At 66.9% G+C, this 23,361-nt stretch carries 36 protein-coding genes and 2 pseudogenes; 6 read left to right on the top strand and 32 right to left on the bottom strand.

The window, feature by feature from the left end:
• Positions 1-160: 160 nt before the first annotated feature.
• From rplO to OG798_RS31685, 25 genes are all read right to left on the bottom strand, one after another.
• A complete protein-coding gene (gene rplO / locus OG798_RS31805; RefSeq protein ID WP_060901489.1) occupies positions 161-616 on the bottom strand; it encodes a 50S ribosomal protein L15 in 456 nt (151 codons plus the stop codon).
• Between the two features lie 2 nt (positions 617-618).
• Complete coding sequence (rpmD, locus tag OG798_RS31800) at positions 619-801, bottom strand: 50S ribosomal protein L30 (RefSeq protein WP_060901490.1); 183 nt, start codon at positions 799-801, stop codon at positions 619-621.
• Between the two features lie 2 nt (positions 802-803).
• On the bottom strand, positions 804-1,406 hold the full coding sequence (rpsE, locus tag OG798_RS31795; RefSeq protein WP_055513610.1) for a 30S ribosomal protein S5: 603 nt from the start codon (positions 1,404-1,406) through the stop codon (positions 804-806).
• A 41-nt stretch (positions 1,407-1,447) separates the two neighbouring features.
• Positions 1,448-1,831, bottom strand: coding sequence for a 50S ribosomal protein L18 (gene rplR, locus OG798_RS31790; protein WP_067367094.1), 384 nt, complete (start codon positions 1,829-1,831; stop codon positions 1,448-1,450).
• A 3-nt stretch (positions 1,832-1,834) separates the two neighbouring features.
• A complete protein-coding gene (rplF, locus tag OG798_RS31785) occupies positions 1,835-2,374 on the bottom strand; it encodes a 50S ribosomal protein L6 (protein WP_067367096.1) in 540 nt (179 codons plus the stop codon).
• 24 nt (positions 2,375-2,398) lie between these two features.
• Positions 2,399-2,797 carry a 30S ribosomal protein S8 gene (rpsH, locus tag OG798_RS31780; protein ID WP_055614920.1) on the bottom strand — a complete coding sequence of 133 codons (399 nt, stop codon included), beginning with the start codon at positions 2,795-2,797 and terminating at the stop codon, positions 2,399-2,401.
• Positions 2,798-3,007: 210 nt separating this feature from the next.
• Positions 3,008-3,193 (bottom strand): type Z 30S ribosomal protein S14, encoded by a 186-nt coding sequence (locus OG798_RS31775; RefSeq protein WP_003948630.1) that lies wholly within the window; start codon positions 3,191-3,193, stop codon positions 3,008-3,010.
• A gap of 5 nt (positions 3,194-3,198) precedes the next feature.
• On the bottom strand, positions 3,199-3,756 hold the full coding sequence (rplE, locus tag OG798_RS31770; protein WP_075028517.1) for a 50S ribosomal protein L5: 558 nt from the start codon (positions 3,754-3,756) through the stop codon (positions 3,199-3,201).
• Positions 3,756-4,079, bottom strand: coding sequence for a 50S ribosomal protein L24 (gene rplX / locus OG798_RS31765; RefSeq protein WP_067367101.1), 324 nt, complete (start codon positions 4,077-4,079; stop codon positions 3,756-3,758). Before rplX ends, rplE begins: the two co-directional genes overlap by 1 nt.
• A 2-nt stretch (positions 4,080-4,081) precedes the next feature.
• Entirely contained in the window at positions 4,082-4,450 is a 369-nt protein-coding gene (gene rplN / locus OG798_RS31760) for a 50S ribosomal protein L14 (protein WP_030831680.1), read from the bottom strand.
• Between the two features lie 200 nt (positions 4,451-4,650).
• Entirely contained in the window at positions 4,651-4,935 is a 285-nt protein-coding gene (gene rpsQ / locus OG798_RS31755; protein ID WP_067367104.1) for a 30S ribosomal protein S17, read from the bottom strand.
• On the bottom strand, positions 4,935-5,159 hold the full coding sequence (gene rpmC, locus OG798_RS31750; RefSeq protein ID WP_003998824.1) for a 50S ribosomal protein L29: 225 nt from the start codon (positions 5,157-5,159) through the stop codon (positions 4,935-4,937). Before rpmC ends, rpsQ begins: the two co-directional genes overlap by 1 nt.
• Positions 5,159-5,578: a 50S ribosomal protein L16 gene (gene rplP, locus OG798_RS31745; protein WP_010986348.1), complete on the bottom strand. Its 420-nt coding sequence runs from the start codon at positions 5,576-5,578 to the stop codon at positions 5,159-5,161. The genes rpmC and rplP overlap by 1 nt, the downstream gene beginning before the upstream one ends.
• 5 nt (positions 5,579-5,583) lie before the next feature.
• Complete coding sequence (gene rpsC, locus OG798_RS31740) at positions 5,584-6,420, bottom strand: 30S ribosomal protein S3 (RefSeq protein ID WP_067367107.1); 837 nt, start codon at positions 6,418-6,420, stop codon at positions 5,584-5,586.
• Complete coding sequence (gene rplV, locus OG798_RS31735; RefSeq protein WP_003974262.1) at positions 6,420-6,767, bottom strand: 50S ribosomal protein L22; 348 nt, start codon at positions 6,765-6,767, stop codon at positions 6,420-6,422. Before rplV ends, rpsC begins: the two co-directional genes overlap by 1 nt.
• 41 nt (positions 6,768-6,808) lie before the next feature.
• Positions 6,809-7,090, bottom strand: a complete 282-nt coding sequence (gene rpsS / locus OG798_RS31730) for a 30S ribosomal protein S19 (RefSeq protein WP_015035577.1) — start codon at positions 7,088-7,090, stop codon at positions 6,809-6,811.
• 12 nt (positions 7,091-7,102) lie between these two features.
• The gene (gene rplB, locus OG798_RS31725; RefSeq protein WP_328758059.1) at positions 7,103-7,939 is read right to left on the bottom strand and encodes a 50S ribosomal protein L2; all 837 of its coding nucleotides are present in this window, start codon (positions 7,937-7,939) and stop codon (positions 7,103-7,105) included.
• Positions 7,940-7,978: 39 nt separating this feature from the next.
• On the bottom strand, positions 7,979-8,395 hold the full coding sequence (gene rplW, locus OG798_RS31720; protein ID WP_075028520.1) for a 50S ribosomal protein L23: 417 nt from the start codon (positions 8,393-8,395) through the stop codon (positions 7,979-7,981).
• Positions 8,395-9,051, bottom strand: coding sequence for a 50S ribosomal protein L4 (gene rplD / locus OG798_RS31715; protein WP_060900353.1), 657 nt, complete (start codon positions 9,049-9,051; stop codon positions 8,395-8,397). The genes rplW and rplD overlap by 1 nt, the downstream gene beginning before the upstream one ends.
• 5 nt (positions 9,052-9,056) lie before the next feature.
• Positions 9,057-9,701 carry a 50S ribosomal protein L3 gene (gene rplC / locus OG798_RS31710; RefSeq protein WP_030619125.1) on the bottom strand — a complete coding sequence of 215 codons (645 nt, stop codon included), beginning with the start codon at positions 9,699-9,701 and terminating at the stop codon, positions 9,057-9,059.
• 17 nt (positions 9,702-9,718) lie between these two features.
• A complete protein-coding gene (gene rpsJ, locus OG798_RS31705) occupies positions 9,719-10,027 on the bottom strand; it encodes a 30S ribosomal protein S10 (protein WP_003948644.1) in 309 nt (102 codons plus the stop codon).
• A gap of 596 nt (positions 10,028-10,623) precedes the next feature.
• Positions 10,624-11,136 carry a hypothetical protein gene (locus tag OG798_RS31700; protein WP_267062599.1) on the bottom strand — a complete coding sequence of 171 codons (513 nt, stop codon included), beginning with the start codon at positions 11,134-11,136 and terminating at the stop codon, positions 10,624-10,626.
• Between the two features lie 92 nt (positions 11,137-11,228).
• Positions 11,229-11,732 (bottom strand): hypothetical protein, encoded by a 504-nt coding sequence (locus OG798_RS31695; protein ID WP_121415333.1) that lies wholly within the window; start codon positions 11,730-11,732, stop codon positions 11,229-11,231.
• A gap of 59 nt (positions 11,733-11,791) precedes the next feature.
• Positions 11,792-13,090, bottom strand: a complete 1,299-nt coding sequence (locus tag OG798_RS31690; protein WP_328758057.1) for a hypothetical protein — start codon at positions 13,088-13,090, stop codon at positions 11,792-11,794.
• 34 nt (positions 13,091-13,124) lie between these two features.
• Positions 13,125-13,532 carry a hypothetical protein gene (locus tag OG798_RS31685; RefSeq protein ID WP_095853106.1) on the bottom strand — a complete coding sequence of 136 codons (408 nt, stop codon included), beginning with the start codon at positions 13,530-13,532 and terminating at the stop codon, positions 13,125-13,127.
• Positions 13,533-13,971: 439 nt separating this feature from the next.
• On the opposite strand from OG798_RS31685, the gene OG798_RS31680 reads away from it, so the two are divergent.
• Together OG798_RS31680 and OG798_RS56620 are read left to right on the top strand one after the other, a co-directional pair.
• Positions 13,972-14,325 carry a DUF4333 domain-containing protein gene (locus OG798_RS31680; RefSeq protein WP_095853107.1) on the top strand — a complete coding sequence of 118 codons (354 nt, stop codon included), beginning with the start codon at positions 13,972-13,974 and terminating at the stop codon, positions 14,323-14,325.
• Between the two features lie 165 nt (positions 14,326-14,490).
• Positions 14,491-14,703, top strand: coding sequence for a hypothetical protein (locus tag OG798_RS56620; protein ID WP_443053888.1), 213 nt, complete (start codon positions 14,491-14,493; stop codon positions 14,701-14,703).
• A 20-nt stretch (positions 14,704-14,723) separates the two neighbouring features.
• On the opposite strand, the gene OG798_RS31670 is transcribed toward OG798_RS56620, so the two are convergent.
• Complete coding sequence (locus OG798_RS31670) at positions 14,724-14,861, bottom strand: hypothetical protein (RefSeq protein ID WP_328758056.1); 138 nt, start codon at positions 14,859-14,861, stop codon at positions 14,724-14,726.
• On the opposite strand from OG798_RS31670, the pseudogene OG798_RS31665 reads away from it, so the two are divergent.
• From OG798_RS31665 to OG798_RS31655, 3 genes and pseudogenes are all read left to right on the top strand, one after another.
• Positions 14,821-15,108: pseudogene (locus OG798_RS31665) on the top strand (helix-turn-helix domain-containing protein); the annotation flags it as partial. The gene OG798_RS31670 and the pseudogene OG798_RS31665 overlap by 41 nt on opposite strands.
• Positions 15,109-15,160: 52 nt before the next feature.
• On the top strand, positions 15,161-15,757 hold the full coding sequence (locus tag OG798_RS31660) for a Uma2 family endonuclease (protein ID WP_095853109.1): 597 nt from the start codon (positions 15,161-15,163) through the stop codon (positions 15,755-15,757).
• A gap of 87 nt (positions 15,758-15,844) precedes the next feature.
• Positions 15,845-17,089: a cytochrome P450 gene (locus OG798_RS31655; protein ID WP_121415335.1), complete on the top strand. Its 1,245-nt coding sequence runs from the start codon at positions 15,845-15,847 to the stop codon at positions 17,087-17,089.
• On the opposite strand, the pseudogene OG798_RS31650 reads toward OG798_RS31655, so the two are convergent.
• The 6 genes and pseudogenes from OG798_RS31650 to rpsL form a co-directional block, all read right to left on the bottom strand.
• Positions 17,079-17,234 (bottom strand): annotated as a pseudogene (locus OG798_RS31650) (hypothetical protein); the annotation flags it as partial. The gene OG798_RS31655 and the pseudogene OG798_RS31650 overlap by 11 nt on opposite strands.
• Positions 17,235-17,236: 2 nt before the next feature.
• The gene (locus OG798_RS31645) at positions 17,237-17,380 is read right to left on the bottom strand and encodes a hypothetical protein (protein ID WP_183127217.1); all 144 of its coding nucleotides are present in this window, start codon (positions 17,378-17,380) and stop codon (positions 17,237-17,239) included.
• A 109-nt stretch (positions 17,381-17,489) separates the two neighbouring features.
• Positions 17,490-18,683 carry an elongation factor Tu gene (gene tuf / locus OG798_RS31640; RefSeq protein WP_060900339.1) on the bottom strand — a complete coding sequence of 398 codons (1,194 nt, stop codon included), beginning with the start codon at positions 18,681-18,683 and terminating at the stop codon, positions 17,490-17,492.
• A gap of 168 nt (positions 18,684-18,851) precedes the next feature.
• On the bottom strand, positions 18,852-20,978 hold the full coding sequence (gene fusA / locus OG798_RS31635) for an elongation factor G (RefSeq protein ID WP_095853111.1): 2,127 nt from the start codon (positions 20,976-20,978) through the stop codon (positions 18,852-18,854).
• Positions 20,979-21,017: 39 nt separating this feature from the next.
• The gene (gene rpsG / locus OG798_RS31630; RefSeq protein WP_003992340.1) at positions 21,018-21,488 is read right to left on the bottom strand and encodes a 30S ribosomal protein S7; all 471 of its coding nucleotides are present in this window, start codon (positions 21,486-21,488) and stop codon (positions 21,018-21,020) included.
• 2 nt (positions 21,489-21,490) lie between these two features.
• On the bottom strand, positions 21,491-21,862 hold the full coding sequence (gene rpsL / locus OG798_RS31625) for a 30S ribosomal protein S12 (protein WP_003948652.1): 372 nt from the start codon (positions 21,860-21,862) through the stop codon (positions 21,491-21,493).
• 640 nt (positions 21,863-22,502) lie between these two features.
• Between rpsL and OG798_RS31620 the strand changes: the two genes are divergently transcribed.
• Positions 22,503-23,159, top strand: coding sequence for a Crp/Fnr family transcriptional regulator (locus tag OG798_RS31620; RefSeq protein ID WP_257016621.1), 657 nt, complete (start codon positions 22,503-22,505; stop codon positions 23,157-23,159).
• Positions 23,160-23,361 lie beyond the last annotated feature (202 nt).

Raw genomic sequence — 23,361 nt, 5'->3', positions numbered from 1 at the left:
TATCGGTCGACTGCCGCCCGATGGAACGCTGGACGAAAGTCGGCAGTGCAAGTCACCTTACCGGCGAGACTGCCCCCCTAGGAACGACCAACCGGGGATACCCCTTTTATAGGGGCACCCCCGGTCGGGATCGCTCATGTCATCGAGACGCCTGAAAAGATCAGACGAGCTCGGTGACGGTACCGCCGGCGGCGGTGATCTTCTCCTTGGCGGAGCCGGAAACGGCGTCAACCGAAACCTGCAGCGCGACGGAGATCTCGCCCTGGCCGAGGACCTTGACGAGGCTGTTCTTGCGAACGGCACCCTTGGCGACGAGACCCTCGACGGTGACCTCGCCACCCTCCGGGTACAGCGCGGCCAGCTTGTCGAGGTTCACGACCTGGAACTCGGTCTTGAACGGGTTCTTGAAGCCCTTCAGCTTCGGGAGGCGCATGTGGAGGGGCATCTGCCCGCCCTCGAAGCGCTCCGGAACCTGGTAGCGGGCCTTCGTGCCCTTGGTACCACGACCGGCCGTCTTACCCTTCGACGCCTCACCACGACCCACACGGGTCTTGGCGGTCTTGGCGCCCGGGGCGGGACGGAGGTTGTGGATCTTGAGCGGGTTGTTCTCCGCCATGATCAGTCGACCTCCTCAACCGTCACGAGGTGGCGGACGGTGTGCACCATTCCGCGGAACTCGGGGCGGTCCTCCTTGACGACCACGTCGTTCAGGCGCTTGAGCCCGAGCGAACGCAGGGTGTCGCGGTGGTTCTGCTTGCTGCCGATGTACGACTTCGTCTGCGTGATCCTGAGCTGAGCCATGATTACGCACCCGCTCCCGCACGCGCACGAAGCAGAGCCGCGGGGGCGACGTCCTCGAGGGGCAGACCACGGCGGGCCGCGATCTCCTCGGGACGCTGCAGGCCCTTGAGGGCCGCCACGGTCGCGTGCACGATGTTGATCGCGTTGGACGAGCCGAGCGACTTCGACAGGATGTCGTGAACGCCGGCGCACTCGAGCACCGCACGCACCGGGCCACCGGCGATAACGCCGGTACCGGGGGAAGCAGGCTTGAGCAGGACGACGCCCGCAGCCTTCTCGCCCGTGATCGGGTGCGGGATGGTGCCCTGGATACGGGGGACCTTGAAGAAGTGCTTCTTGGCCTCCTCAACACCCTTGGCGATGGCGGCCGGCACCTCCTTGGCCTTGCCGTAACCAACACCGACGGTGCCGTCACCATCGCCCACCACGACCAGCGCGGTGAAGCTGAAGCGACGACCACCCTTCACAACCTTGGCGACGCGGTTGATCGCGACAACGCGCTCAACGTACGCGGTCTTCTCGGCAGCAGCGCCGCCGTCACGGCCCTTCCGGTCCCGCCGCTCGCCGCCACCGGCACCGCTTCCGCGGCGCTGGGGTCCAGCCATTGGAATTACCTCTCTCTGTTTCCGCTAGCTACGGAACCGACTCAGAACTTGAGTCCGGCTTCGCGGGCGGCGTCCGCCAGAGCGGCAATGCGCCCGGCGTACTGGTTACCACCACGGTCGAATACGACAGCCTCGACACCGGCGGCCTTGGCGCGCTCGGCGACCAGGGCGCCGACCGACTTGGCCTGCGCGGACTTGTCGCCCTCGCCACCACGGACCGTGGTGTCCAGGGTCGACGCCGACGCGAGGGTGTGACCCTTAACGTCGTCGATGACCTGGGCCACGATGTGGCGGTTGGAGCGCGTCACGACCAGGCGCGGACGCTCAGCCGTACCGGAGATGTGCTTCCGGATGCGGATGTGACGACGCTTGATGGCAGCACGCTTGTAAGCGTCGCCCTTAGCAATCTTGACACCGTATGCCATGGCTTACTTACCCGCCTTTCCGACCTTGCGGCGGATGACTTCGCCTTCGTACTTGACGCCCTTGGCCTTGTACGGGTCGGGCTTGCGCAGCTTGCGGATGTTGGCCGCAACCTCTCCGACCTTCTGCTTGTCGATGCCCTCGACCGAGAACCGCGTCGGGTTCTCGACCTTGAAGGTGATGCCTTCGGGGGCCTCGACGGTGATCGAGTGGCTGTAGCCGAGCGAGAACTCCAGGTTGGAGCCCTTCGCCAGGACGCGGTAACCGACACCGCTGATCTCGAGCTTCTTCACGTAACCCGTGGTCACGCCGGTGATCATGTTCGCCACCAGCGTGCGGGACAGGCCGTGCAGGGCCTTGTTCTGACGCTCGTCGTTCGGGCGGGTGACATTGAGAATGCCGTCCTCACCCTTGGCGACCTCGATCGGCGCCGCGACGGTGTGGGAGAGGGTGCCCTTGGGGCCCTTCACCTGGACCGTACGGCCGTCGATGGTGACGTCCACGCCGGCGGGAACCGTGATGGGGAGCTTGCCAATACGCGACATAGCTGTTTCCTCCGTTCCCTTCCGTTACCAGACGTAGGCGAGAACTTCTCCGCCTACGCCCTTCTTGCCGGCCTGCTTGTCGGTGAGGAGACCGTGCGACGTGGAGATGATCGCCACGCCGAGGCCACCGAGCACCTTGGGCAGGGAGGTGGACTTCGCGTACACACGCAGACCCGGCTTCGAAATCCGCTTGATGCCCGCGATGGAGCGCTCACGGTTCGGGCCGAACTTCAGCTCGAGGACGAGCTTCTTGCCGACCTCGGCGTCCTCGACCTTCCAGCCGGTGATGAAGCCCTCCTGCTGGAGGATCTCTGCGATGTGCGACTTGATCTTGCTGTGCGGCATCGCGACATCGTCGTGGTACGCCGAGTTCGCGTTACGCAGACGAGTAAGCATGTCTGCGATGGGATCAGTCATGGTCATGAATTGGCCTTCGGCCTCTCTCGCCGGGGTTTCCTGTATGCGCCATCCCTCTCCCCACTCAGTGGCGGGACGGGTGCGGTGCGGGGACCTACGGCGTAGTAAGTCGTACGGGCGTCAGGCGCCCAACCCTCCTAGCCTAAGCCATGGAGGGCAGGGCACCTGACCGAACCCTTTACTTACCGAGAGCCCTGGAATCCCTTGTTGGGGGGACTACCAGGAGCTCTTGGTCACGCCCGGCAGCTCGCCACGGTGAGCCATCTCACGAAGGCAGACGCGGCACAGGCCGAACTTGCGGTACACGGAGTGCGGACGGCCGCAGCGCTGGCAGCGCGTGTAGCCACGTACGCCGAACTTGGGCTTACGAGCAGCCTTGGCAATCAGAGCCTTCTTCGCCATCTCGCTTACGCCTCCTTGAAGGGGAAGCCGAGGTGACGGAGAAGGGCACGGCCCTCAGCGTCGTTGGTCGCCGTGGTCACCACGGTGATGTCCATGCCCCGGGTACGGTCGATCTTGTCCTGGTCGATCTCGTGGAACATGACCTGCTCCGTGAGACCGAAGGTGTAGTTGCCACGGCCGTCGAACTGCTTGGGGGACAGGCCGCGGAAGTCGCGGATGCGCGGCAGCGCGAGCGACAGGGTGCGGTCCAGGAACTCCCACATGCGGTCGCCACGGAGCGTGACGTGGGCACCGATCGGCTGACCCTCACGCAGCTTGAACTGCGCGATGGACTTGCGGGCCTTGGTGACGGCCGGCTTCTGACCGGTGATCGTGGTCAGGTCACGGACGGCACCGTCCATGAGCTTCGAGTCACGGGCGGCGTCGCCGACACCCATGTTGACCACAATCTTGACGAGGCCGGGAACCTGCATGACGTTCTCGTAGGAGAACTCCTCACGCAGCTTGCCCGCGATCTCCTCGCGGTACTTCGTCTTGAGACGCGGAGTCGTGGTGGTAGCCATCAGATGTCCTCACCCGTCCGCTTGGCAACGCGAACCTTGTTGCCCTCATCGTCGAAGCGGTAACCGACACGCGTGACGACCTTGTTGCCGTCCTTCTCCACGACGAGCTGAACGTTGCTCACGTGAATCGGGGCCTCGGTCGTGACGATGCCGCCGGCCTGGGAACCGCTGGCGGTCGGGCCGGCCTTGGTGTGCTTCTTGACCCGGTTGACACCCTCGACCAGGACGCGCTCGTCGCGCGGGTAAGCGGCAATGACCTTGCCCTGCTTGCCCTTGTCCTTGCCGGTGATGACCTGAACCGTGTCACCCTTCTTGATCTTCATGCTTACAGCACCTCCGGCGCGAGCGAGATGATCTTCATGAACTTCTTCTCGCGCAGCTCACGGCCGACGGGGCCGAAGATACGGGTGCCGCGAGGGTCGCCGTCGTTCTTCAGAATGACGGCGGCGTTCTCGTCGAAGCGGATGTACGAGCCGTCCGGACGGCGGCGCTCCTTGACGGTGCGAACGATGACCGCCTTGACGACGTCACCCTTCTTCACGTTGCCGCCGGGGATCGCGTCCTTGACGGTGGCGACGATGACGTCACCGATGCCCGCGTAGCGGCGACCGGAGCCACCGAGCACACGGATGCAAAGGACTTCCTTCGCCCCCGTGTTGTCGGCGACACGCAGTCGCGACTCCTGCTGGATCACGTCTATCTCCTGATTGTCTGCCGGTTCCCGCGGGGATCCCTTTCGGGTCGCCCCGCGAGCCTGGCGGAACCGTCCTGCGGGTAAGCCCCGCAGGAATTACTTGGCCTGTTGAGGGAGAAAACCTCCGCCGGGGGCTGGGCACCTGACGGTGCGGCAGGCCCCCGGCGGGGGGCAACGGGGGGACTGAGCCCCCCGTTTGATTACTTCGCCTTCTCGAGGATCTCCACGATGCGCCAGCGCTTCGTCGCGGACAGCGGACGCGTCTCCATGAGGAGGACGCGGTCGCCGATACCCGCGGCGTTCTGCTCGTCGTGGGCCTTCAGCTTGCTCGTACGGCGGATGACCTTGCCGTACAGGGCGTGCTTGACGCGGTCCTCGACGGCGACGACGACGGTCTTGTCCATCTTGTCGCTGACGACGAGACCCTCACGGGTCTTGCGGAATCCGCGCGCCTCGGTCGTTTCAGTCACGTTGCTCTCGCTCATCAGGCGCTCTCCACCGTTTCGATGCCCAGCTCGCGCTCACGCATCAGGGTGTAGATCCGCGCGATGTCCTTGCGGACGGCCTTGAGCCGACCGTGGTTCTCGAGCTGACCGGTCGCCGCCTGGAAGCGGAGGTTGAACAGCTCTTCCTTGGCTTCGCGAAGCTTCGCGAGAAGCTCCTCGTCACCCAGTTCGCGCAGCTCGGACGCCTTGGTACCGGCCGACATCACGCTTCACCTGCCTCGCGCTTGACGATCCGGCACTTCATCGGCAGCTTGTGGGCTGCGCGAGTGAGGGCCTCACGGGCGATCTTCTCGTTGGGGTAGGACAGTTCGAACATGACCCGGCCCGGGTGCACGTTCGCGATCCACCACTCCGGCGAACCCTTACCGGAACCCATGCGGGTCTCGGCAGGCTTCTTCGTGAGCGGGCGGTCCGGGTAGATGTTGATCCAGACCTTGCCGCCACGCTTGATGTGGCGGGTCATCGCGATACGTGCGGCCTCGATCTGGCGGTTCGTCACGTACGCCGGCGTGAGGGCCTGAATGCCGTACTCGCCGAACGAAACCTGCGTACCGCCCTTGGCCTGACCACGGCGCTTGGGGTGGTGCTGCTTGCGGTGCTTGACCCTACGGGGGATCAGCATGTCGGTCAGGCCTCCGTTCCGGTGCTCTCAGCCGGAGCGGCAGCCGCCGGAGCCTCGGCCTTGGGGGCCTCGGCAGCGGGAGCCTGCTGCGGCTTGCGGCCGCGGCCGCCACGCTCGCCACCACGGCCACCACGGCCGGCCGGGCGGTCGTTGCCGCCACCACGGGCCGGGCGGTTGCCGGCGCGGGCAGCGGCGTTCTCGGCGCGGACCTCGGCGATGTTCTTGACGTCGCCCTTGTAGATCCAGACCTTCACACCGATACGGCCGAAGGTCGTCTTGGCCTCGAAGAAGCCGTAGTCGACGTTCGCACGGAGCGTGTGCAGGGGCACACGGCCCTCGCGGTAGAACTCCGAGCGGGACATCTCGGCGCCGCCGAGACGGCCACCACACTGGATCTTGATGCCCTTGGCGCCGGCCTTCATCGTGCCCTGCATGCTCTTACGCATGGCACGACGGAAGGAGACGCGGGAGGACAGCTGCTCGGCAACGGCCTGAGCAACCAGCTGAGCGTCGGTCTCGGGGTTCTTGACCTCGAGGATGTTCAGCTGGACCTGCTTGCCCGTGAGCTTCTCGAGGTCACCGCGGATGCGGTCGGCCTCGGCGCCACGGCGGCCGATGACGATGCCGGGACGCGCGGTGTGGATGTCCACCCGCACGCGGTCACGGGTGCGCTCGATCTCAACCTTCGAGATACCGGCGCGCTCCATGCCGGACGTCATCATCCGACGGATGGCGACGTCTTCCTTGACGTAGTCCTTGTACAGCTTGTCGGCGTACCAACGGGACTTGAAGTCCGTGGTGATGCCGAGCCGGAACCCATGCGGGTTAACCTTCTGGCCCATTACCGGGTTCCTTCCTTGCTGCTGACGACCACGGTGATGTGGCTGGTCCGCTTGCGGATCCGGTAGGCACGACCCTGGGCGCGCGGACGGAACCGCTTCAGGGTCGGACCCTCGTCGACGTACGCCTCGGAGATGAAGAGGCTGTCGGCGTCGGTGTGGTCGTAGTTGTGCGCGGCGTTGGCAATGGCGCTGTCAAGCACCTTGCCGACCGGCACGCTCGCGGCCTGCGGGGCGAAACGCAGGACCGCCTGAGCCTCCGTGGCATCCATGCCACGGATAAGGTCCACCACGCGGCGGGCCTTCATGGGCGTAACGCGGATGTACCGCGCCTGGGCCCTGGCTTCCATGGTTGTCCTTCCAGTGTCTGTCATGGTCATTCCACCCCGCGTTAGCGGCGCTTCGACTTCCGGTCGTCCTTGACGTGACCCCGGAAGGTGCGCGTCGGCGAGAACTCGCCGAGCTTGTGGCCGACCATCGACTCGGTGACAAACACCGGAATGTGGGTCTTGCCGTTGTGCACCGCGATCGTGTGGCCGAGCATGGCCGGGATGATCATCGAGCGACGGGACCAGGTCTTGATGACGTTCTTGGTACCGGCTTCGTTCTGAGCGTCCACCTTCTTTACGAGGTGGCCGTCAACGAAGGGTCCCTTCTTGAGACTGCGCGGCATCTAAACCCGCTCCTAGCGCTTCTTGTTCGTCTTGCGGCGGCGGACGATGTACTTGCTCGAAGCCTTCTTCGGCGAACGAGTACGACCCTCCTTCTGACCCCACGGGGAGACCGGGTGGCGACCACCGGAGGTCTTGCCCTCACCACCACCGTGCGGGTGGTCAACCGGGTTCATCGCCACACCGCGGACGGTCGGGCGAACGCCCAGCCAGCGCTTACGGCCGGCCTTACCCCAGTTGATGTTGCTCTGCTCGGCGTTGCCGACCTCGCCGACCGTGGCGCGGCAGCGCTGGTCGACCAGGCGGATCTCACCGGAAGGCATACGAAGGTGGGCCATCGTGCCCTCCTTCGCGAGCAGCTGCACCGAGGCACCGGCGGAGCGGGCGAACTTGGCGCCGCCACCGGGACGGATCTCGATCGCGTGGATCGTGGTACCGACCGGGATGTTGCGGAGCGCCAGGTTGTTGCCCGGCTTGATGTCGGCCCCGGGACCGTTCTCGACGCGGTCACCCTGCGACAGGTTGCGGGGGGCGAGGATGTAGCGCTTCTCGCCGTCCGCGTAGTGAAGCAGCGCGATGCGCGCGGTGCGGTTGGGGTCGTACTCGATGTGCGCGACCTTCGCCGGCACGCCGTCCTTGTCGTGACGACGGAAGTCGATCACTCGGTAGGCGCGCTTGTGTCCGCCACCCTGGTGGCGAACGGTCACACGACCGGCGTTGTTACGGCCGCCCTTGCTGTGCAGCGGGCGGACCAGCGACTTCTCCGGCGTGGACCGCGTGACCTCGACGAAGTCGGCGACGCTGGAGCCACGACGGCCCGGCGTAGTCGGCTTGTACTTGCGGATTCCCATTTCTCAGTCCTCGTCCGATATTCGGACCAGGGCGCTCCGTTAGGAGGCCTGGCCGAAGATGTCGATACGGTCGCCCTCAGCGAGGGTCACGATGGCGCGCTTGGTGTCAGCACGCTTACCGAAACCGCTCTTGGTGCGCTTGCGCTTACCCTGACGGTTGATCGTGTTGACGCCGGTGACCTTGACCGAGAAGACCGCCTGGACGGCCTGCTTGATCTGGGTCTTGTTGGCGCCCGGCGCGACGACGAAGGTGTACTTGCCCTCGTCGAGCAGCGCGTAGCTCTTCTCGGAGACGACCGGCTTGAGAAGGACGTCACGGTGGTCCGTGAAGCTCTTGCTCAGCGGCGTCTCGACGGTGTTCTTGCCCTCGGTCTCGTGACGCTTCGCCTTGGCGACGCGCGCGACCTTCTTGGCCTTGGCGGCCTTCGAGGCAATGCTCGGGTGACGCGTAGCCATCAGGCTTCGCTCCCTTCGGTGTCAGCGGCCTTGGGGCCAGACACGAAGGACTCGAAAGCGGCCTGGGTGAAGACCACGTCGTCCGAGACGAGAACGTCGTACGTGTTCAGCTGGCCCGGCTCCAGGATGTGGACCTGGGGCAGGTTGCGCGCGGAGAGCAGCGCGGCCTCGTCGGAGCGCTCGATGACCAGGAGCACGTTCTTGCGCTCGCTGACCTTGCCGAGGAAGCTCTTGGCGGCCTTGGTGGAGGGGGTCTCGCCCTCGATCACGCCGGTGATGACGTGGATGCGAGCGTTGCGGGCCCGGTCGGTGAGGGCGTGGCGCAGGGCCGCGGCCTTCATCTTCTTCGGGGTCCGCTGCGAGTAGTCACGCGGCGTGGGGCCGTGGACGACGCCACCGCCGGCGAACTGCGGCGCACGGGTCGAACCCTGGCGCGCGCGGCCGGTGCCCTTCTGGCGGTAAGGCTTCTTACCGCCACCGCGGACCTCGCCACGACGCTTGACCTTGTGCGTGCCCTGACGGGCGGCGGCCAGCTGTGCGACGACGACCTGGTGAAGCAGCGGAATGCTGATCTTCTCTACGTCGAAGATCTCGGCCGGGAGCTCAACGGTCCCGGCGGTGTCGCCGGAGGGCGACAGAATGTCAATGGTGCTCATAGTCCTCAGGCCCCCTTGGCCGCGGTGCGGACCAGGACGAGGCCGCCGTTCGGACCAGGAACCGCGCCCTTGATAAGGAGCAGGCCCTTCTCCGCGTCAACGGCGTGAACGGTCAGGTTCTGGGTGGTGACCCGCTCGTTGCCCATGCGACCCGCCATGCGGAGGCCCTTGAACACACGACCCGGGGTGGCGCAGCCACCGATGGAGCCGGGAGAGCGGTGCTTGCGCTGGGTGCCGTGACCGGCGCCGAGGCCCTTGAAGTTGTGACGCTTCATGACACCGGCGAAGCCCTTGCCCTTGCTCTTGCCGGTGACGTCGACCTTCACGCCCGCCTCGAAGACCTCGGCGGAGATCTCCTGGCCGAGGGTGTACTCGGAGGCATCCGCGGTGCGGATCTCGACGAGGTGACGACGGGGGGTGACGTCGGCCTTGGCGAAGTGGCCCTTGAGGGGCTTGTTCACCTTGCGCGGGTCGATCTCGCCGAAGGCGATCTGGACCGACTCGTAGCCGTCGCTGTCGTTGGTACGCACCTGGGTGACGACGTTGGGGCCGGCCTTGACGACGGTGACCGGAACAACACGGTTGTTCTCGTCCCACACCTGCGTCATGCCGAGCTTCTCGCCCAGGATGCCCTTGATCTGCTTAGCCATTCTCAGATCACCGATCCCTAGAGCTTGATCTCGATGTCGACACCGGCCGGGAGGTCGAGTCGCATCAGAGAGTCAACGGTCTTGGGCGTCGGGTCGAGGATGTCGATCAGGCGCTTGTGCGTGCGCATCTCGAAGTGCTCGCGCGAGTCCTTGTACTTGTGCGGCGACTTGATGACGCAGTACACGTTCTTCTCAGTGGGCAGCGGCACCGGGCCTGCGACCGACGCACCAGTGCGGGTCACCGTCTCGACGATCTTCTTCGCCGAGCTGTCGATGACCTCGTGGTCGTAGGCCTTGAGCCGGATGCGGATCTTCTGTCCCGCCATGGCTACTCAGTAGTCCTTTGTCTCGTGAAACGCTCTGGAACCCGGGGGTTCGCGTCCCGTATCTCCGACCCACGCGGTCGGGTGTGTCGCGCTCCTGCCGCAGAAATATCCGTAACGGATTTCCCTACAAGGGACGCGGCCCGCCCGAAAGCAACCGCAGGACCGGAGGCTGGAACACCCACCGGGTGCCTGGCCCGCACCCCGCTGACACTTCCCGAAAGATTCCCGTACGTCCGCCCCAGCGCTGCCTTACGGCAGTTGAGGCGACGAGTACTGTGGGACTCGCTTCCGGTCCTCCCGACGGGAGGCGCGCAGCATCGGCACTCGACCGAGCAACCCCGTTAGTCTGCCATACGGGGCGGGGGCCTGGCCAATCGAGCCGAGGATCGTACCCCTTGAGTGAGGCAGGTCAAACCCTGGGCGCGTGCGCGCCCCGGCGAGGGCCGCTCTGGCCGACCTCGGGATGATCAACTCGGGCGCCGACTGACGATGAGCAGTCGACCACGCACACTACGTGACCCCCCGTGAAGCTTGGTACCGGTACTACTCGGCACCGGTACCAAAGGAAGTACCCCGCGCTCGGGGTCCCGCCGACCTCACAGTTTGCCGGTGACGACTCCGCGCCAGGTCCACCCCGCACCGAGGACGGCGTCCTGCAGGGGGTTCTTGAGTTCAGAGCTGTCGAAGTTGAACGTCTCGGTCGCTTCGAGACCGCCGTCCCTTCCCCCGCCCAGCGTCCATTGCTTCGAGACCGTCTGCACCTGGCCGCGTTGGGCCCCGGCCAAGATGGCCAGCCTGGGGGTGTCGCCGACCCAGGTGACCTCGTACTGCTGATCCAGGGAGCGGACCTCGTTCTTCTCCGGGACCAGGCGCATACGGACCTGGAACACCCGACTCACCCGGGTGCGGGCGAAGAAGGTCTGCCAGGCCGGCTCCAGCATCCGCCACTCCCCCACCAGGTCGGCGCCCTCCGCGCGGCCGTCCCGGATGACGTACGGGACGTCGGAGCGGTTGAGGCCGAGCAGCGCCGCGCGGACCTCGGCGGCGGGTCGCGGGGCGACCCCGTCGGCCGGGCGCTTGGTTCCGGTCAGCTTGTCGAAGAGTCCCATGAGATCAACCTATGAGGGGTCGGATTGTCGGTGCAAAGGTCTGCCGCCGCGTCGGGGTGCGCTTGCGCGCGGGTGCGCTCCCGCGGGACGCGCTACGAAGCCGTGCCCGCGCCCGTGTCCGGACGGACCGTGCGCACGAAGTCCCGGAAGTCATCGAGGACGGTGGGGTGTTGGGACGCGGTGGCGGTCAGGACCAGGCGGATCACCGACCGCTTGCGGGGATCGGCGACGTCCAGCATGGACAGGTAGACCTGCGATTGGACGAGGTCGCGCAGTAGGCCGCCGACGACGGCCGAGACGGCGAGCGTCTGCGTGAGGCCCGGCGCCTCCGCGGAGCCGATCTCGCGGCGTCCGGTGACCTCGACCGACATGGCGCTCCGACGCAGGCGCTCTACGGACTCCTGGGCGATCTCGGGCAGTGCCGCCGCGTCCGGACGGTACTCGCCGTCGATCGTGATGTTCGCGGTGAATCCGGCATCCGGTTGCGGATGCAGCGCGACGAACGCCGCACCTGGTGCGCCGGCTTCGTCCGGAGGTGCGGCGTGCCAGCCTTCCGGCAGTTCGAACTCGATCGGTACGGGCAAGGTCGTTGGCATCCAGGACCCTCCTTTGTCGCGGAAGTGTGCCTACGGCAGTCGGTCGGCGGGAGTGCGTATCAGAACAGGCTGCCGATCGCATGGGCCGTATCGCCAATGGCGTCGGCCGCATCGCCCGCGGTGTCGGCGATCTTCCCCGGATCAACGGTGAACTCGAAGCCCACCTCGCCTCCGAGCCCGACGGCGACCCCCACCGTCGCGCCGACCTTCCACTTGCCGTCCTCGCCCTTGCCGAGGGTGGCGTCAGCCTCGGCCCCGGCACCGGCCCAACCCTCTACCGTCCCGCCCGCTCCGATGCCGCCGATGTCCGCGCCTCCGGAGACACCGCCCTTCGCGCCTGCGAACGCCTCCGCTCCCGCGTTCAGCCCCTCAAGGCCGATCCCGGCGTTGACCCCTGCCTCGGCGCCCGCCATGGTCTCCGGCCGACCGTACAGCCCGACGAAACCGGCGTCGGCGCGGCCCTTGGCCGAGGCCTCGCCACCCGCGAAGACGCTGGCCTCCCCCTGGAGGCCCTCGTTGGTGATGCCGCCGGCCGCGGAGGCCTTGGCGCCCGCATAGGCTTCGGCCTCCCCGGCGAGCTTGAACGGGCCGTTGGTGAGCGAGCCCTCCGCGCTCGCGCGGCCGAGGTCGGCATGCGCCTCGGCCTCGCCCAGCTTGCCGGCACCGGTGTCGGGCCCGGAGACCTCTGTCCCGGCGCCGGGGCCCGAGGCCTCGCTCTCGCCCTCGGAGACCCACCCGTCGGTCTTCGTGGGGGTCTTGGGGTCCGGCTTACCGGCCTTCGCGAGGTCACCCACGGCGTGCGCGTTGAAACCGCCGAAACCGAGGCCGTCTGTCGAAACATCGCTCGTTGCGCGGACCAGCGCCCGTTTCACGCTCTGGTCGGCGTCGTCGACAGCCTTGACCGCCTTGGCGATGTCGTCGGTCCAGCCCTGAGCCTTCACGCGTGCGTCGGACTGCAGTTGGGCATAGTCGGGGTCGTGGTGAAGGGCGTACTTCTCCTGTTCGGAGAGGTTGTCGTACCCGACGTAGGTCGCCTTGCCGGAGCTGTCGACCTTGAAGTCCTTCGCCTCGGCATCGTGGACCAGGTCCTTGACCGCCTTTTGCAGGCGGGTCAGTTCGGTGTGCGCATCCGTGAGAAGACTGGCGATGGCCAGCGCCTCCGCCTTGGCCGCCCCGTACTCGAAAGCCGTGGCCGAGGCATTCTGCTGCTGCGCGCCGTAGGCAAGCCCCTGCCAGTTCCCGTTGCCCAGCACGCCCTGCACATGCTTCTCGTAGTCGGTCTTCAGCTCACCGAAGCGCTCGCCCATCTTCTTCCACGCCTCGGACACGTCCGCCAGCGAAGACAGATCGGCCGTCATCACGTCTTGGTAGTTCAGCGTCATGGCCGTCCCGTCACATGCCGTCGAAACTGCTGGGGGGCCGTACCCCGGCCGCCTGCGCGCCGACGGTGGTGTCCTGGTTGAGGAAGAGGTTCTTCGTGCCGTGCAGCGCGTTCACCTCCTGCTGGAGCCGCGCCATGAGCCGGTTCGCCTGCCCCTGCCAGGCGGTCAGCGCGTCGGAAACAGCCTGGTCCGAGGCCCAGCCGGAGAGCCCCTTCAGCCCCGTGTCCTGCTTGATCAGGGGGCTCGCGGGGGCCACCGGGCCGACGAAGGGTGGCCGCACTGGGGCCCCGCCGCCGTCCGCCATGCGGGCGGCTGCCTGGGTGTCCGGCATCAGGTGCTCTTCCATGAACTTCGCCGCGCGCGTCTTGTCGCTCGCCGAGCTCGCAAGTCTCGGCTCGCCACCGACTCCGGACCCCATGGGCAACCCCCGTTGCATTCGCACCTCGTCCGTCGCTCGCCCGACAGGCACAGCACGGAAAATCTTCGTGCACCCTATCGACCGTTCCGGAGCGCCGACGCCTCCAGCCTCGGCCTGAACGAGTTCCTGCACATATCCTGAACATGCCCATGCGGAAGTGAGGACTCTCAGGTCCACCTGCCACCGGTGTCGTCCCGTCGGTCCCTGATCCCAAAGGGGAGTTGGCCGACACGGGTCTCCGACCCCACCGGGTCGTCACCACACCGATGGTGCCCGTCAGAGCCGTACGAGCTCAGAGGGGACGTGCGTTGGCAGCCTGACTGCGGAAGCGTTGGCCATGCCGGTTCATGCGAGGGAGCCCCTCCAACGTGCCCGCGCACATCTGCCAAGTATGCTTCCTGCCGCTTCTTGCCGTGATCCCCCCACACCGGAGTCCACCATGACCACAACTCGGTTGTCCGCAGCGACTTCGATCCTCTCGGCCGTCGCCTCCGGCGCGCTGCTCGTCGGCTGCTCGGCCTCGGCCCACGTCGGAACGTCCACGCCGAAAATGTCCGCGGACAAGCTGGCCACCATCGTCGCCGAAAAACTCGCCGCCACGATGAACCAGCCGAAGCCGAGCATCACTTGTCCCGAGGACCTCGCCGGCAAGGTCGGTACCACCACCCGGTGCAAGCTCACGGCGAAAGACGGCAGCACCTTGGGTGTAACGGTCAAGGTGACTTCCGTCCAGGGAGACCAGATCAACTTCGACATCAAGGCCGACGAGACGGCTTCCCCGGCCACGAACTGACCACCGCGCCGTTCCGCACCAGGCCGGAGAAGTCCGTCTGGTTCGAAAATCCGGCGTTGACGGCCTGGACGCCGTCCCAGCCTCGGCCCACGTCGCTCGCGGTCTGGCCATCCGTCCTCCCGTCGACAGCCAGACCAATCGGGCACCACCGAGCGGCCCTCCCCCATGGACACCCTGATCGCGCTCACGGCCGAACACCACGGCCTGACCGTGCTTCACGTCGACGACGACTTCGCCGCCTTCATCAAGGCGCGGCCCGGTATCCCCATGATCCGGCTCCAGCCACGTACGAACGACGGGCCGCACTCGCGGTGCCAGACCGCCGATGCCTCACGCGCCGAGGAGGCTCAGCCTCGTAGCGGGGCCGGCGCCTGTTGAGCCGGAAGTTCCGGATCGCCTCACTCGGTCATGGGCGTACCTGCCGGATATCGGGCGCACTCGGAGTAGGCGACGACACCCAGACGGCCCTCGAGGTAGGCCTCGACCCGGACGACCCTGGCCCCCGGAGTCGCCGCCTGGCTGGAACGCGACCTCACCCCCAGCGCCGTACAGCGCGCGCTGACCGCGGACCTGCCACCCGAAGACCTGCGGCGCCCAGTCGCTCTCCTCGCCCATCGACTCGCCTCGCAGCTACCGCCTGCGCCGCCACCGTTCCGCGTGCCCGCGCCGCCCCCGGACGTACGACATCCGTTCCAGAACTGCGAGGGCTGCGACCGCGCCTTCCGCTCGCCCGGCCCCGGCCGCTGCCGTGGCTGCCGATCCGATCTCCTGGAGGCCGCCTAGCATGAACGTGACGATCCTTGCCCCCGGGCACGGCAGACGAGGAGCGAGCGCCATGACCATCGCCGCAGACGACGCGCAGCAGGGCGCCTCCCATCTGTACCGGGCCATGCGGGACTTCGTTCAGTCCATGGACGACACCCTTCCCGGCAAGTTCGAGATCACCAAGGAAGGGATCGTCCACGACATGATGTCGCCCGTGAAGCAGCACGAACTCACCGCGCTGCGCCTCCGGAAACGTCTTGAGAAGGTGATGCCGGAGAACCTCGTGGCCCACACCGGTACCCCGGACGTGGAAAACGAGCCCGAGGGCGTCATGCGCCACCCCGACGTCATGCTGATCGCCGAGGCGGACATGGAGGGAGACGGGTCCTTCGACCCTCGTACGATCATCGCGGCCGTCGAGATCGTTTCCCGCTCGAACCCGGACAACGACTGGGTGAGCAAGGTACGGGACTATCCGTTGCTGGGCATTCCGTTGTACGTGATCTTCGACCCGCGCGTGGGAGAGGGTGCCGTCCTCTCCGACATCCACCCCACCCCCATCGGCCCCCGCTACGCCACCCGCAAAGACTTCATGTACGGCGAAGACGTGACCATCGCCGAGTGGACGATCTCGACCGCGGACCTGCCCCGGTACCCGAACCAGTAAGCCGGACCGCGGCGACGAAGGCATTCCGCTGCTCCGCCCGGAGCACTCTCGCGCGACACCTCGCCCCCGCCCGATGATGCTGAACGCATGGCAGAAGAAACCAGCACACTCGCCGAGCGGCCCGAGCAGCCCCTTCCTCCTGTTCGGGACTGGCCCGCCGGTGAGCTGAACGCCACCGAGTTCGAGCCGGTGCTCGCGGAGCTGATGCGGGAGGGGCCGCTGACGCGGATCCGGCTTCCGTACGGGGAGGGCTGGGCGTGGCTGGCGACGCGCTACGCCGACGTGAAGATGATCACGAACGATCCCCGGTTCAGCCGGCGGGAGGCCTCCGTCCGGCAGGTCACGCGACTGGCGCCGCACTTCGCACCGCGCCCCGGAGCCCTGGCCTGGGCCGATCAGCCCGACCACAACCGGCTCCGGAACGCCGTCTCGGCCGCCTACACCGTGAGCGCCGTGAAGCGCCTGCGCCCCCGTGCCCAGGAGATGCTCGATGCCCTGATGGACGGGACGGTGGCGGACGGCCCCCCGGCGGACCTGGTCGAACGGGTCCTCGAACCCTTCCCGATCAACGTCGTCTGCGAGGTCATGGGCGTACCCGTCGACGAGCGGCAGAAGTTGCACGACTGGACGCGGGAGATCATCAGCACGGCGGGCGGCGCCGAGGCCTCCGAGCAGGCCAAGAAGGGGCTCTTCGGGTGGATCGGGGAGGCCGTCCGCGAGCGCAGCGAAAGCGAGAGCGACGGTGACAGCGAGGACGTGTTGTCCCTGCTCGGTGGTGCCGTGCGGCGGGGCGAGCTCGGCCTGGAGGAGGCGATCAGTGTCGCCGGGCCGCTCCAGATCGGCGGCGAGGCCGTCACCAACAACAGCGGCCAGATGTTCTACCTCCTCCTCACCCGGCCCGACCTGCTGGCACGCTTCCGCGACGACCCCGCCTCCCGCCCGGCGGGCATCGAGGAACTCCTGCGCCACATCCCGCACCGCGCCGCCGTCGGTCTGCCCCGCATCGCCACGCAGGACGTCGACCTCCACGGCACCCTCGTCAGCGCGGGCGACGCCGTCTACGTCTCCTACCTGGCCGCCAACCGCGACCCGGACGTCTTCCCCGACCCCGACCGGATCGACTTCGACCGGGACGCGGGCCCCCATGTGTCGTTCGGCAACGGGCCGCACTTCTGTACGGGCGCCGTCTTCTCCCGTATGCAGATCGAGCTGCTGATCGACACCCTGCTCGAACGCCTGCCCGGGCTGCGCCTCGCCGTACCCGCCGATCAGGTCCCCTTCCGGCAGCGCACGATGATCCGCGGCCCGGTGGCACTGCCGGTCACCTGGTGACACCCCGGTCCACGCGACGGCTCTCCGGCGGGCCCAGGTACGTCGGCCCGAGCCCACCCGTGTCGATCACCAGCCGTTGCAGCACCACCGTCCGGTCGACCATCCAGAACTTCAGGCGGCGCACGCCGGGAGCAGCGACCTCATGCTTCACTGCCACACCAGCGCCGGCTGCCGCCACTTCGCCTCCACGGCATCGGCCGGGCCACGCTGATGCGCCCCCGCCACGTCCGGAAGAACCGGCTTCGTCGGCAGCGGCCGGCGTCCCACCATGCCCAGGTCATTGGAATCCACTCACGCAGTGTGCGCGATGGGCACGGCAAAGGGGCCCGTACGACCGAAGTCGTACGGGCCCCTTCAAGGAGCTCGCGAGGAGCTACCAGGCTGTCAAGCCAACAAGGACTTACTTGTTGATCTTGATGACCTGGCCGGCGCCCACGGTCCGGCCACCCTCACGGATGGCGAACTTCAGGCCCTCCTCCATGGCGACGGGCTGGATGAGCGAAACGGTCATCTCAGTGTTGTCGCCCGGCATGACCATCTCGGTGCCCTCGGGGAGGGTCACAACGCCGGTCACGTCCGTGGTACGGAAGTAGAACTGCGGACGGTAGTTGTTGAAGAACGGCGTGTGGCGGCCACCCTCGTCCTTGGACAGGATGTAGGCCTGGGCCTCGAACTCGGTGTGCGGCGTGACCGAACCGGGCTTGATGATGACCTGGCCGCGCTCGACGTCCTCGCGCTTGATGCCACGGAGGAGCAGACCGACGTTCTCACCGGCCTGGCCCTCGTCGAGCAGCTTGCGGAACATCTCGATGCCGGTGACCGTGGTGGTGGTCTTCTCCTGCTTGATGCCCACGATGTCGACGGTCTCGTTGACCTTGAGGACACCACGCTCGATACGACCGGTGACGACGGTGCCACGACCGGTGATCGTGAAGACGTCCTCGATCGGCATCAGGAACGGCTTGTCGACGTCACGCTCGGGCTGCGGGATGTTCTCGTCGACGGCCTGCATCAGGTCGAGGACGGTCTGGCCCCACTCCTTGTCGCCCTCAAGGGCCTTGAGCGCCGAGACCTTGACGACCGGCAGGTCGTCGCCCGGGAACTCGTACTCGGAGAGCAGCTCGCGAACCTCGAGCTCGACGAGCTCCAGGATCTCCTCGTCGTCCACCATGTCGGCCTTGTTCAGGGCGACGACGATGTAGGGAACGCCGACCTGGCGGGCCAGGAGCACGTGCTCCTTGGTCTGCGGCATCGGGCCGTCGGTGGCGGCAACCACGAGGATGGCGCCGTCCATCTGCGCCGCACCCGTGATCATGTTCTTGATGTAGTCCGCGTGACCGGGGCAGTCGACGTGGGCGTAGTGACGCGTCTCGGTCTGGTACTCGACGTGCGCGATCGAGATCGTGATACCGCGCTGGCGCTCCTCAGGAGCCTTGTCGATCTGGTCGAAGGCCGAGGCCTCGTTCAGGTCCGGGTACGCGTCGTGCAGCACCTTGGTAATGGCGGCCGTGAGGGTCGTCTTACCGTGGTCGATGTGACCGATGGTGCCGATGTTGACGTGCGGCTTAGTCCGCTCGAACTTCGCCTTCGCCACTGGGTCCTCCTGTGGAGTGGTTCTGGTACGCCTTACTCATCGGCGCCAGGTGATCTTTGCTGGGATGCCGCCCGCCGGGGTTCTCCCCCGGGGGACGATCCCTCGTCCCCTTGCCGGTTCGAAGCCCCGGCGGTCGGTGTCAAGCCTAAAGCGTGTAAACGGGGTGCGTTACTCGCCCTTGGCCTTCGCGATGATCTCCTCGGCGACGTTCCGGGGAACCTCGGCGTAGGAGTCGAACTGCATCGAGTAGCTTGCGCGACCCGAGGTCTTGCTGCGGAGGTCGCCGACGTAGCCGAACATCTCCGAGAGAGGTACGAGGCCCTTGACGATCCGGGCGCCCATACGCTCCTCCATGGCCTGGATCTGACCACGGCGGGAGTTGATGTCGCCGATGACCTCACCCATGTAGTCCTCGGGCGTGGTGACCTCGACGGCCATCATCGGCTCGAGCAGCACGGGGCTGGCCTTGCGCGCGGCCTCCTTGAAGGCCTGCGAACCGGCGATCTTGAACGCGAGCTCGGAGGAGTCGACCTCGTGGTAGCCACCGTCGAGAAGAATGACGCGGACGCCCGTCATCTCGTAGCCGGCCAGGATGCCGAACTGCATGGCCTCCTGCGCACCCGCGTCGACCGAAGGGATGTACTCCTTCGGGATGCGGCCACCGGTGACCTTGTTCACGAACTCGTACGAGGCGTCGCCGCCCTCGATCGGCTCGATCGCGATCTGCACCTTGGCGAACTGACCGGTACCACCGGTCTGCTTCTTGTGCGTGTAGTCGTGACGCTCGACGGCCTTGCGGATCGTCTCACGGTACGCGACCTGCGGCTTGCCGACGTTGGCCTCGACCTTGAACTCACGGCGCATACGGTCGACCAGCACCTCGAGGTGCAGCTCGCCCATACCACCGATGATGGTCTGGCCGGTCTCCTCGTCCGAGTGAACCTGGAAGGAGGGGTCCTCCTCCGCGAGACGCTGGATGGCGACACCCAGCTTCTCCTGGTCACCCTTGGACTTGGGCTCGATGGCGACCTGAATGACCGGCGCCGGGAAGTCCATGGACTCCAGGATGACCGGGTTCTTGTCGTCGGCCAGCGTCTCACCCGTGGTGGTCTGCTTCAGGCCCATGACGGCGACGATGTCGCCGGCGCCCACCGACTCGATCTCCTCACGCTTGTTCGCGTGCATACGGTAGATCTTGCCGATGCGCTCCTTCTTGCCCTTGACCGAGTTCAGCACTGCCGAACCCGACTCCAGGCGGCCCGAGTAGACCCGGACGAAGGTGAGCTTGCCCAGGTGCGGGTCGCTCATGATCTTGAAGGCGAGCGCGGACAGCGGCTCGTCGTCCGACGGCTTGCGCTTGACGACCAGCTCGGGGTCCTTCACGTCGTGGCCCTCGATGGCCTCGACGTCGAGCGGGGTCGGCAGGTAGCGCACGACCGCGTCGAGCAGGGGCTGGACGCCCTTGTTCTTGAACGCGGTGCCACAGAACACCGGGGTGACGGTGACGCCGTTGGACTTGCCGGACGCGATGGTGACGCGACGGATCGCGGCGTACAGCTGCTCCTCGGTGGGCTCCTGGCCCTCCAGGAACAGCTCCATGATCTCGTCGTCGTGCTCCGCGACCGTCTCGACCAGCTTGCCGCGGTACTCCTCGGCAGCCTCGGCGTGCGTGGCCGGGATGTCGACGACGTCGTACATCTCGCCCTTGGCGGCCTCGGCGGACCACACGAGCGCCTTCATGCGGACCAGGTCCACAACGCCCTTGAAGTCCATCTCGGCACCGATCGGCAGCTGCATGATGATCGGAACGGCGCCAAGCCGGTCCTTGATCATGTCCACGCAGCGGTGGAACTCGGCGCCGGTGCGGTCAAGCTTGTTCACGAAGCAGATGCGCGGCACGCCGTAACGGTCGGCCTGACGCCACACCGTCTCGGACTGCGGCTCCACACCGGCGACACCGTCGAACACCGTGACGGCACCGTCGAGGACGCGGAGCGAACGCTCCACCTCGACCGTGAAGTCGACGTGCCCCGGGGTGTCGATGATGTTGATCGTGTAGTCGTTGTCCTCGAGCGGCCAGTGACAGGTGGTGGCAGCAGAGGTGATCGTGATGCCACGCTCCTGCTCCTGCTCCATCCAGTCCATGGTGGCAGCGCCGTCGTGGACCTCACCGATCTTGTAGCTGACGCCGGTGTAGAAGAGGATCCGCTCGGTGGTGGTCGTCTTGCCCGCGTCGATGTGGGCCATGATCCCGATGTTGCGGACCCTGGCCAGGTCAAGTGAAGTGGTAGCCATAAGGCTTCGGTCTTCTCTCGGTCTCGATGGGGGTAGCGACTACCAGCGGTAGTGCGCGAAGGCCTTGTTGGACTCGGCCATCTTGTGGGTGTCCTCGCGCTTCTTCACAGCGGCACCAAGGCCGTTGGAGGCGTCGAGAAGCTCGTTGAGCAGACGCTCGGTCATGGTCTTCTCGCGACGGGCGCGGGAGTAACCGACGAGCCAGCGCAGCGCGAGCGTGTTGGCGCGACCGGGCTTGACCTCGATCGGAACCTGGTACGTCGCACCACCGACACGGCGGGACTTGACCTCGAGGGTCGGCTTGATGTTCTCCAGCGCGCGCTTCAGCGTGATGATCGGGTCGTTGCCCGTCTTCTCACGCAGACCCTCCATGGCGCCGTAGACGATGCGCTCGGCGGTGGAGCGCTTGCCGTTCAGCAGCACCTTGTTGATGAGGGAGGTCACCAGAGGGGAACCGTAGACCGGGTCGATGATGACCGGGCGCTTCGGGGCGGGGCCCTTACGAGGCATTTCTACTTCTCCTTCTTGGCGCCGTAGCGGCTGCGGGCCTGCTTGCGGTTCTTGACACCCTGGGTGTCGAGCGAACCACGGATGATCTTGTAGCGAACACCCGGCAGGTCCTTCACACGGCCGCCGCGCACGAGCACGATGGAGTGCTCCTGCAGGTTGTGTCCCTCACCCGGAATGTAAGCGGTGACCTCGATCCCGCTGGTCAGACGCACACGCGCGACCTTACGCAGGGCCGAGTTCGGCTTCTTCGGGGTGGTCGTGAACACACGCGTGCAGACGCCGCGACGCTGGGGCGAACCCTCGAGTGCGGGCGTCTTGTTCTTCTCGACCTTGTCCTGCCGGCCCTTCCGGACCAGCTGCTGGATCGTAGGCACTACTTCTCCGGTTTCTGTGTGCCGAATGGTGAAGCTAACCTGGAACATCTCCGACCCACGCGGTCGGGTGTGTCGAATGCTGCAGACTCCCGCCGCGAGGCGAAAAGGGCGCAGATTACGGTGGCCGGTTACGGCTCGCCTTGCGGTTTGAAGGCACGCACGCGAGCCAGGGCACACCCCAGGCACAAGGTCTGAGCGTACCTACCTCAAGGACTTCGGTCAAAACAAATGCTGTCCAGGGCGACACGCCGGACTTCTTGCCACGTCAGCGCGGTGCTCCCGCAGGTCGGACGGGAGTCCGGTACGGGGCGGTCGTGAGGCGGTCGTGAGGCGGTCGTGGGGCGTTGCGGTGCCATGGCGGGGCCGTTGCGGGGTGATCGTTGGGCCGGCCTTAGCGCATTCCCGGGGCGCTCGTCCCCAAAAGTTTCCGATCCCCGACGGTACCGCGCAATCTCTGTCCACCGCCGTGTGCCCTTCAGTACCTTGATCGGTCGGCTGCGGCGATCGGGGGACCATGACGGCAGCACACGCACCGGACTCATCCGGGGCATCCGGGTCATCGGGGTCATCCGGGTCATCGGACTTACCGGGATCGTGGGATTCGTCGGGCTTACCCGGCGACGGGGGGCTCGACGACCGGGTGCCGTTCCTGGCCCGGCTGGAGAGCGAGGACCGCTCGGCGCTGCTCGATCTCGGGCACGAGCTCTCGTTCGCGCCCCGGATGGTGCTACTGCATCAGAGCGAGCCGTCCTCGCACGTCCTGTTCGTCACGCACGGCTGGACGAAGGTGACCGCGGCCGCCTCCAACGGCTACGAGGCGCTGCTCGCGCTGCGCGGCCCCGGCGACATCATCGGGGAGTCCGCGGCGCTCACCGGGCGCCCGCGGTCGGCCACCGTGACGGCCCTGGAGCCGGTCCGTACGGTCGCGGTCGAACGCGGCCGGTTCACCGAGTTCCTCGCCCGCTTCCCCGCCGTCTCCTTCGCCCTCCTCGGCCTCACCACTGATCGCACCCGGGCGGCCGATCGGCGCCGCCTGGAATTCGCCTCCCTCAGCGTGCGGGAGCGCTTCGCGATCCTGCTGCTGGACCTCGCGCGCACGCACGGACGGCGCACCGACCAGGGCATCGAACTCTCCGTCCCCCTGAGCAAACAGGAACTCGCCGGGTCCGTGGGGGCCTCCCGCGAGATGGTCCAACGCCTGCTGAAGGACCTGCGGGAACGGGGGGTCGTGATGACGGGGCGCCGGGCGCTGGTGATCGTGCGGCCGGATGTGCTGCGGCGGATTGCGCGGGGGTGACGTGAGTCTTGTGGATCACTTCGACTGCGGGCCGGTGGGGGCTGGTCGCGCAGTTCCCCGCGCCCCTGGGGGGCCGGGGCTGCGCCCCGGGTCCCCCGGCCGCCAGCAGTTCTCCGGCTGTCGGCCGGTGGGGGTCGGTCGCGCAGTTCCCCGCGCCCCTAAAAGCCTCGGGGTGTCCGGCGTTCGAGGTCGGAGGCCGTGG

The organism is Streptomyces sp. NBC_00271 (genome assembly GCF_036178845.1).
Classification (GTDB): Bacteria; Actinomycetota; Actinomycetes; order Streptomycetales; family Streptomycetaceae; genus Streptomyces.
Note: the sequence above shows the minus strand (reverse complement) of the source record. Positions and strands in the feature narration are given on the sequence as shown.

Excerpts from the sequence above, each read along its gene's own strand:
- rplE (WP_075028517.1), bottom strand. The coding sequence starts at position 3,756 with ATGGCTACCACCACGACTCCGCGTCTCAAGACGAAGTACCGCGAGGAG.
- rplV (WP_003974262.1), bottom strand. The coding sequence starts at position 6,767 with ATGGAAGCCAGGGCCCAGGCGCGGTACATCCGCGTTACGCCCATGAAG.
- rpsQ (WP_067367104.1), bottom strand. The coding sequence starts at position 4,935 with ATGAGCGAGAGCAACGTGACTGAAACGACCGAGGCGCGCGGATTCCGC.
- OG798_RS31660 (WP_095853109.1), top strand. The coding sequence starts at position 15,161 with ATGACCATCGCCGCAGACGACGCGCAGCAGGGCGCCTCCCATCTGTAC.
- rpsG (WP_003992340.1), bottom strand. The coding sequence starts at position 21,488 with ATGCCTCGTAAGGGCCCCGCCCCGAAGCGCCCGGTCATCATCGACCCG.
- OG798_RS31655 (WP_121415335.1), top strand. The coding sequence starts at position 15,845 with ATGGCAGAAGAAACCAGCACACTCGCCGAGCGGCCCGAGCAGCCCCTT.
- rpmD (WP_060901490.1), bottom strand. The coding sequence starts at position 801 with ATGGCTCAGCTCAGGATCACGCAGACGAAGTCGTACATCGGCAGCAAG.
- rpsS (WP_015035577.1), bottom strand. The coding sequence starts at position 7,090 with ATGCCGCGCAGTCTCAAGAAGGGACCCTTCGTTGACGGCCACCTCGTA.
- rpmC (WP_003998824.1), bottom strand. The coding sequence starts at position 5,159 with ATGTCGGCCGGTACCAAGGCGTCCGAGCTGCGCGAACTGGGTGACGAG.
- OG798_RS31685 (WP_095853106.1), bottom strand. The coding sequence starts at position 13,532 with ATGGGGTCCGGAGTCGGTGGCGAGCCGAGACTTGCGAGCTCGGCGAGC.
- rplB (WP_328758059.1), bottom strand. The coding sequence starts at position 7,939 with ATGGGAATCCGCAAGTACAAGCCGACTACGCCGGGCCGTCGTGGCTCC.
- rplW (WP_075028520.1), bottom strand. The coding sequence starts at position 8,395 with ATGGCTACGCGTCACCCGAGCATTGCCTCGAAGGCCGCCAAGGCCAAG.
- rplD (WP_060900353.1), bottom strand. The coding sequence starts at position 9,051 with ATGAGCACCATTGACATTCTGTCGCCCTCCGGCGACACCGCCGGGACC.
- fusA (WP_095853111.1), bottom strand. The coding sequence starts at position 20,978 with ATGGCTACCACTTCACTTGACCTGGCCAGGGTCCGCAACATCGGGATC.
- rplO (WP_060901489.1), bottom strand. The coding sequence starts at position 616 with ATGGCGGAGAACAACCCGCTCAAGATCCACAACCTCCGTCCCGCCCCG.
- OG798_RS31680 (WP_095853107.1), top strand. The coding sequence starts at position 13,972 with ATGACCACAACTCGGTTGTCCGCAGCGACTTCGATCCTCTCGGCCGTC.
- OG798_RS31690 (WP_328758057.1), bottom strand. The coding sequence starts at position 13,090 with ATGACGGCCGATCTGTCTTCGCTGGCGGACGTGTCCGAGGCGTGGAAG.
- rpsC (WP_067367107.1), bottom strand. The coding sequence starts at position 6,420 with ATGGGCCAGAAGGTTAACCCGCATGGGTTCCGGCTCGGCATCACCACG.
- OG798_RS31695 (WP_121415333.1), bottom strand. The coding sequence starts at position 11,732 with ATGCCAACGACCTTGCCCGTACCGATCGAGTTCGAACTGCCGGAAGGC.
- rplR (WP_067367094.1), bottom strand. The coding sequence starts at position 1,831 with ATGGCATACGGTGTCAAGATTGCTAAGGGCGACGCTTACAAGCGTGCT.
- rplF (WP_067367096.1), bottom strand. The coding sequence starts at position 2,374 with ATGTCGCGTATTGGCAAGCTCCCCATCACGGTTCCCGCCGGCGTGGAC.
- rplX (WP_067367101.1), bottom strand. The coding sequence starts at position 4,079 with ATGAAGATCAAGAAGGGTGACACGGTTCAGGTCATCACCGGCAAGGAC.
- OG798_RS56620 (WP_443053888.1), top strand. The coding sequence starts at position 14,491 with ATGGACACCCTGATCGCGCTCACGGCCGAACACCACGGCCTGACCGTG.
- OG798_RS31775 (WP_003948630.1), bottom strand. The coding sequence starts at position 3,193 with ATGGCGAAGAAGGCTCTGATTGCCAAGGCTGCTCGTAAGCCCAAGTTC.
- rpsJ (WP_003948644.1), bottom strand. The coding sequence starts at position 10,027 with ATGGCGGGACAGAAGATCCGCATCCGGCTCAAGGCCTACGACCACGAG.
- rpsE (WP_055513610.1), bottom strand. The coding sequence starts at position 1,406 with ATGGCTGGACCCCAGCGCCGCGGAAGCGGTGCCGGTGGCGGCGAGCGG.
- rplC (WP_030619125.1), bottom strand. The coding sequence starts at position 9,701 with ATGGCTAAGCAGATCAAGGGCATCCTGGGCGAGAAGCTCGGCATGACG.
- rplP (WP_010986348.1), bottom strand. The coding sequence starts at position 5,578 with ATGCTGATCCCCCGTAGGGTCAAGCACCGCAAGCAGCACCACCCCAAG.
- rpsH (WP_055614920.1), bottom strand. The coding sequence starts at position 2,797 with ATGACCATGACTGATCCCATCGCAGACATGCTTACTCGTCTGCGTAAC.
- OG798_RS31700 (WP_267062599.1), bottom strand. The coding sequence starts at position 11,136 with ATGGGACTCTTCGACAAGCTGACCGGAACCAAGCGCCCGGCCGACGGG.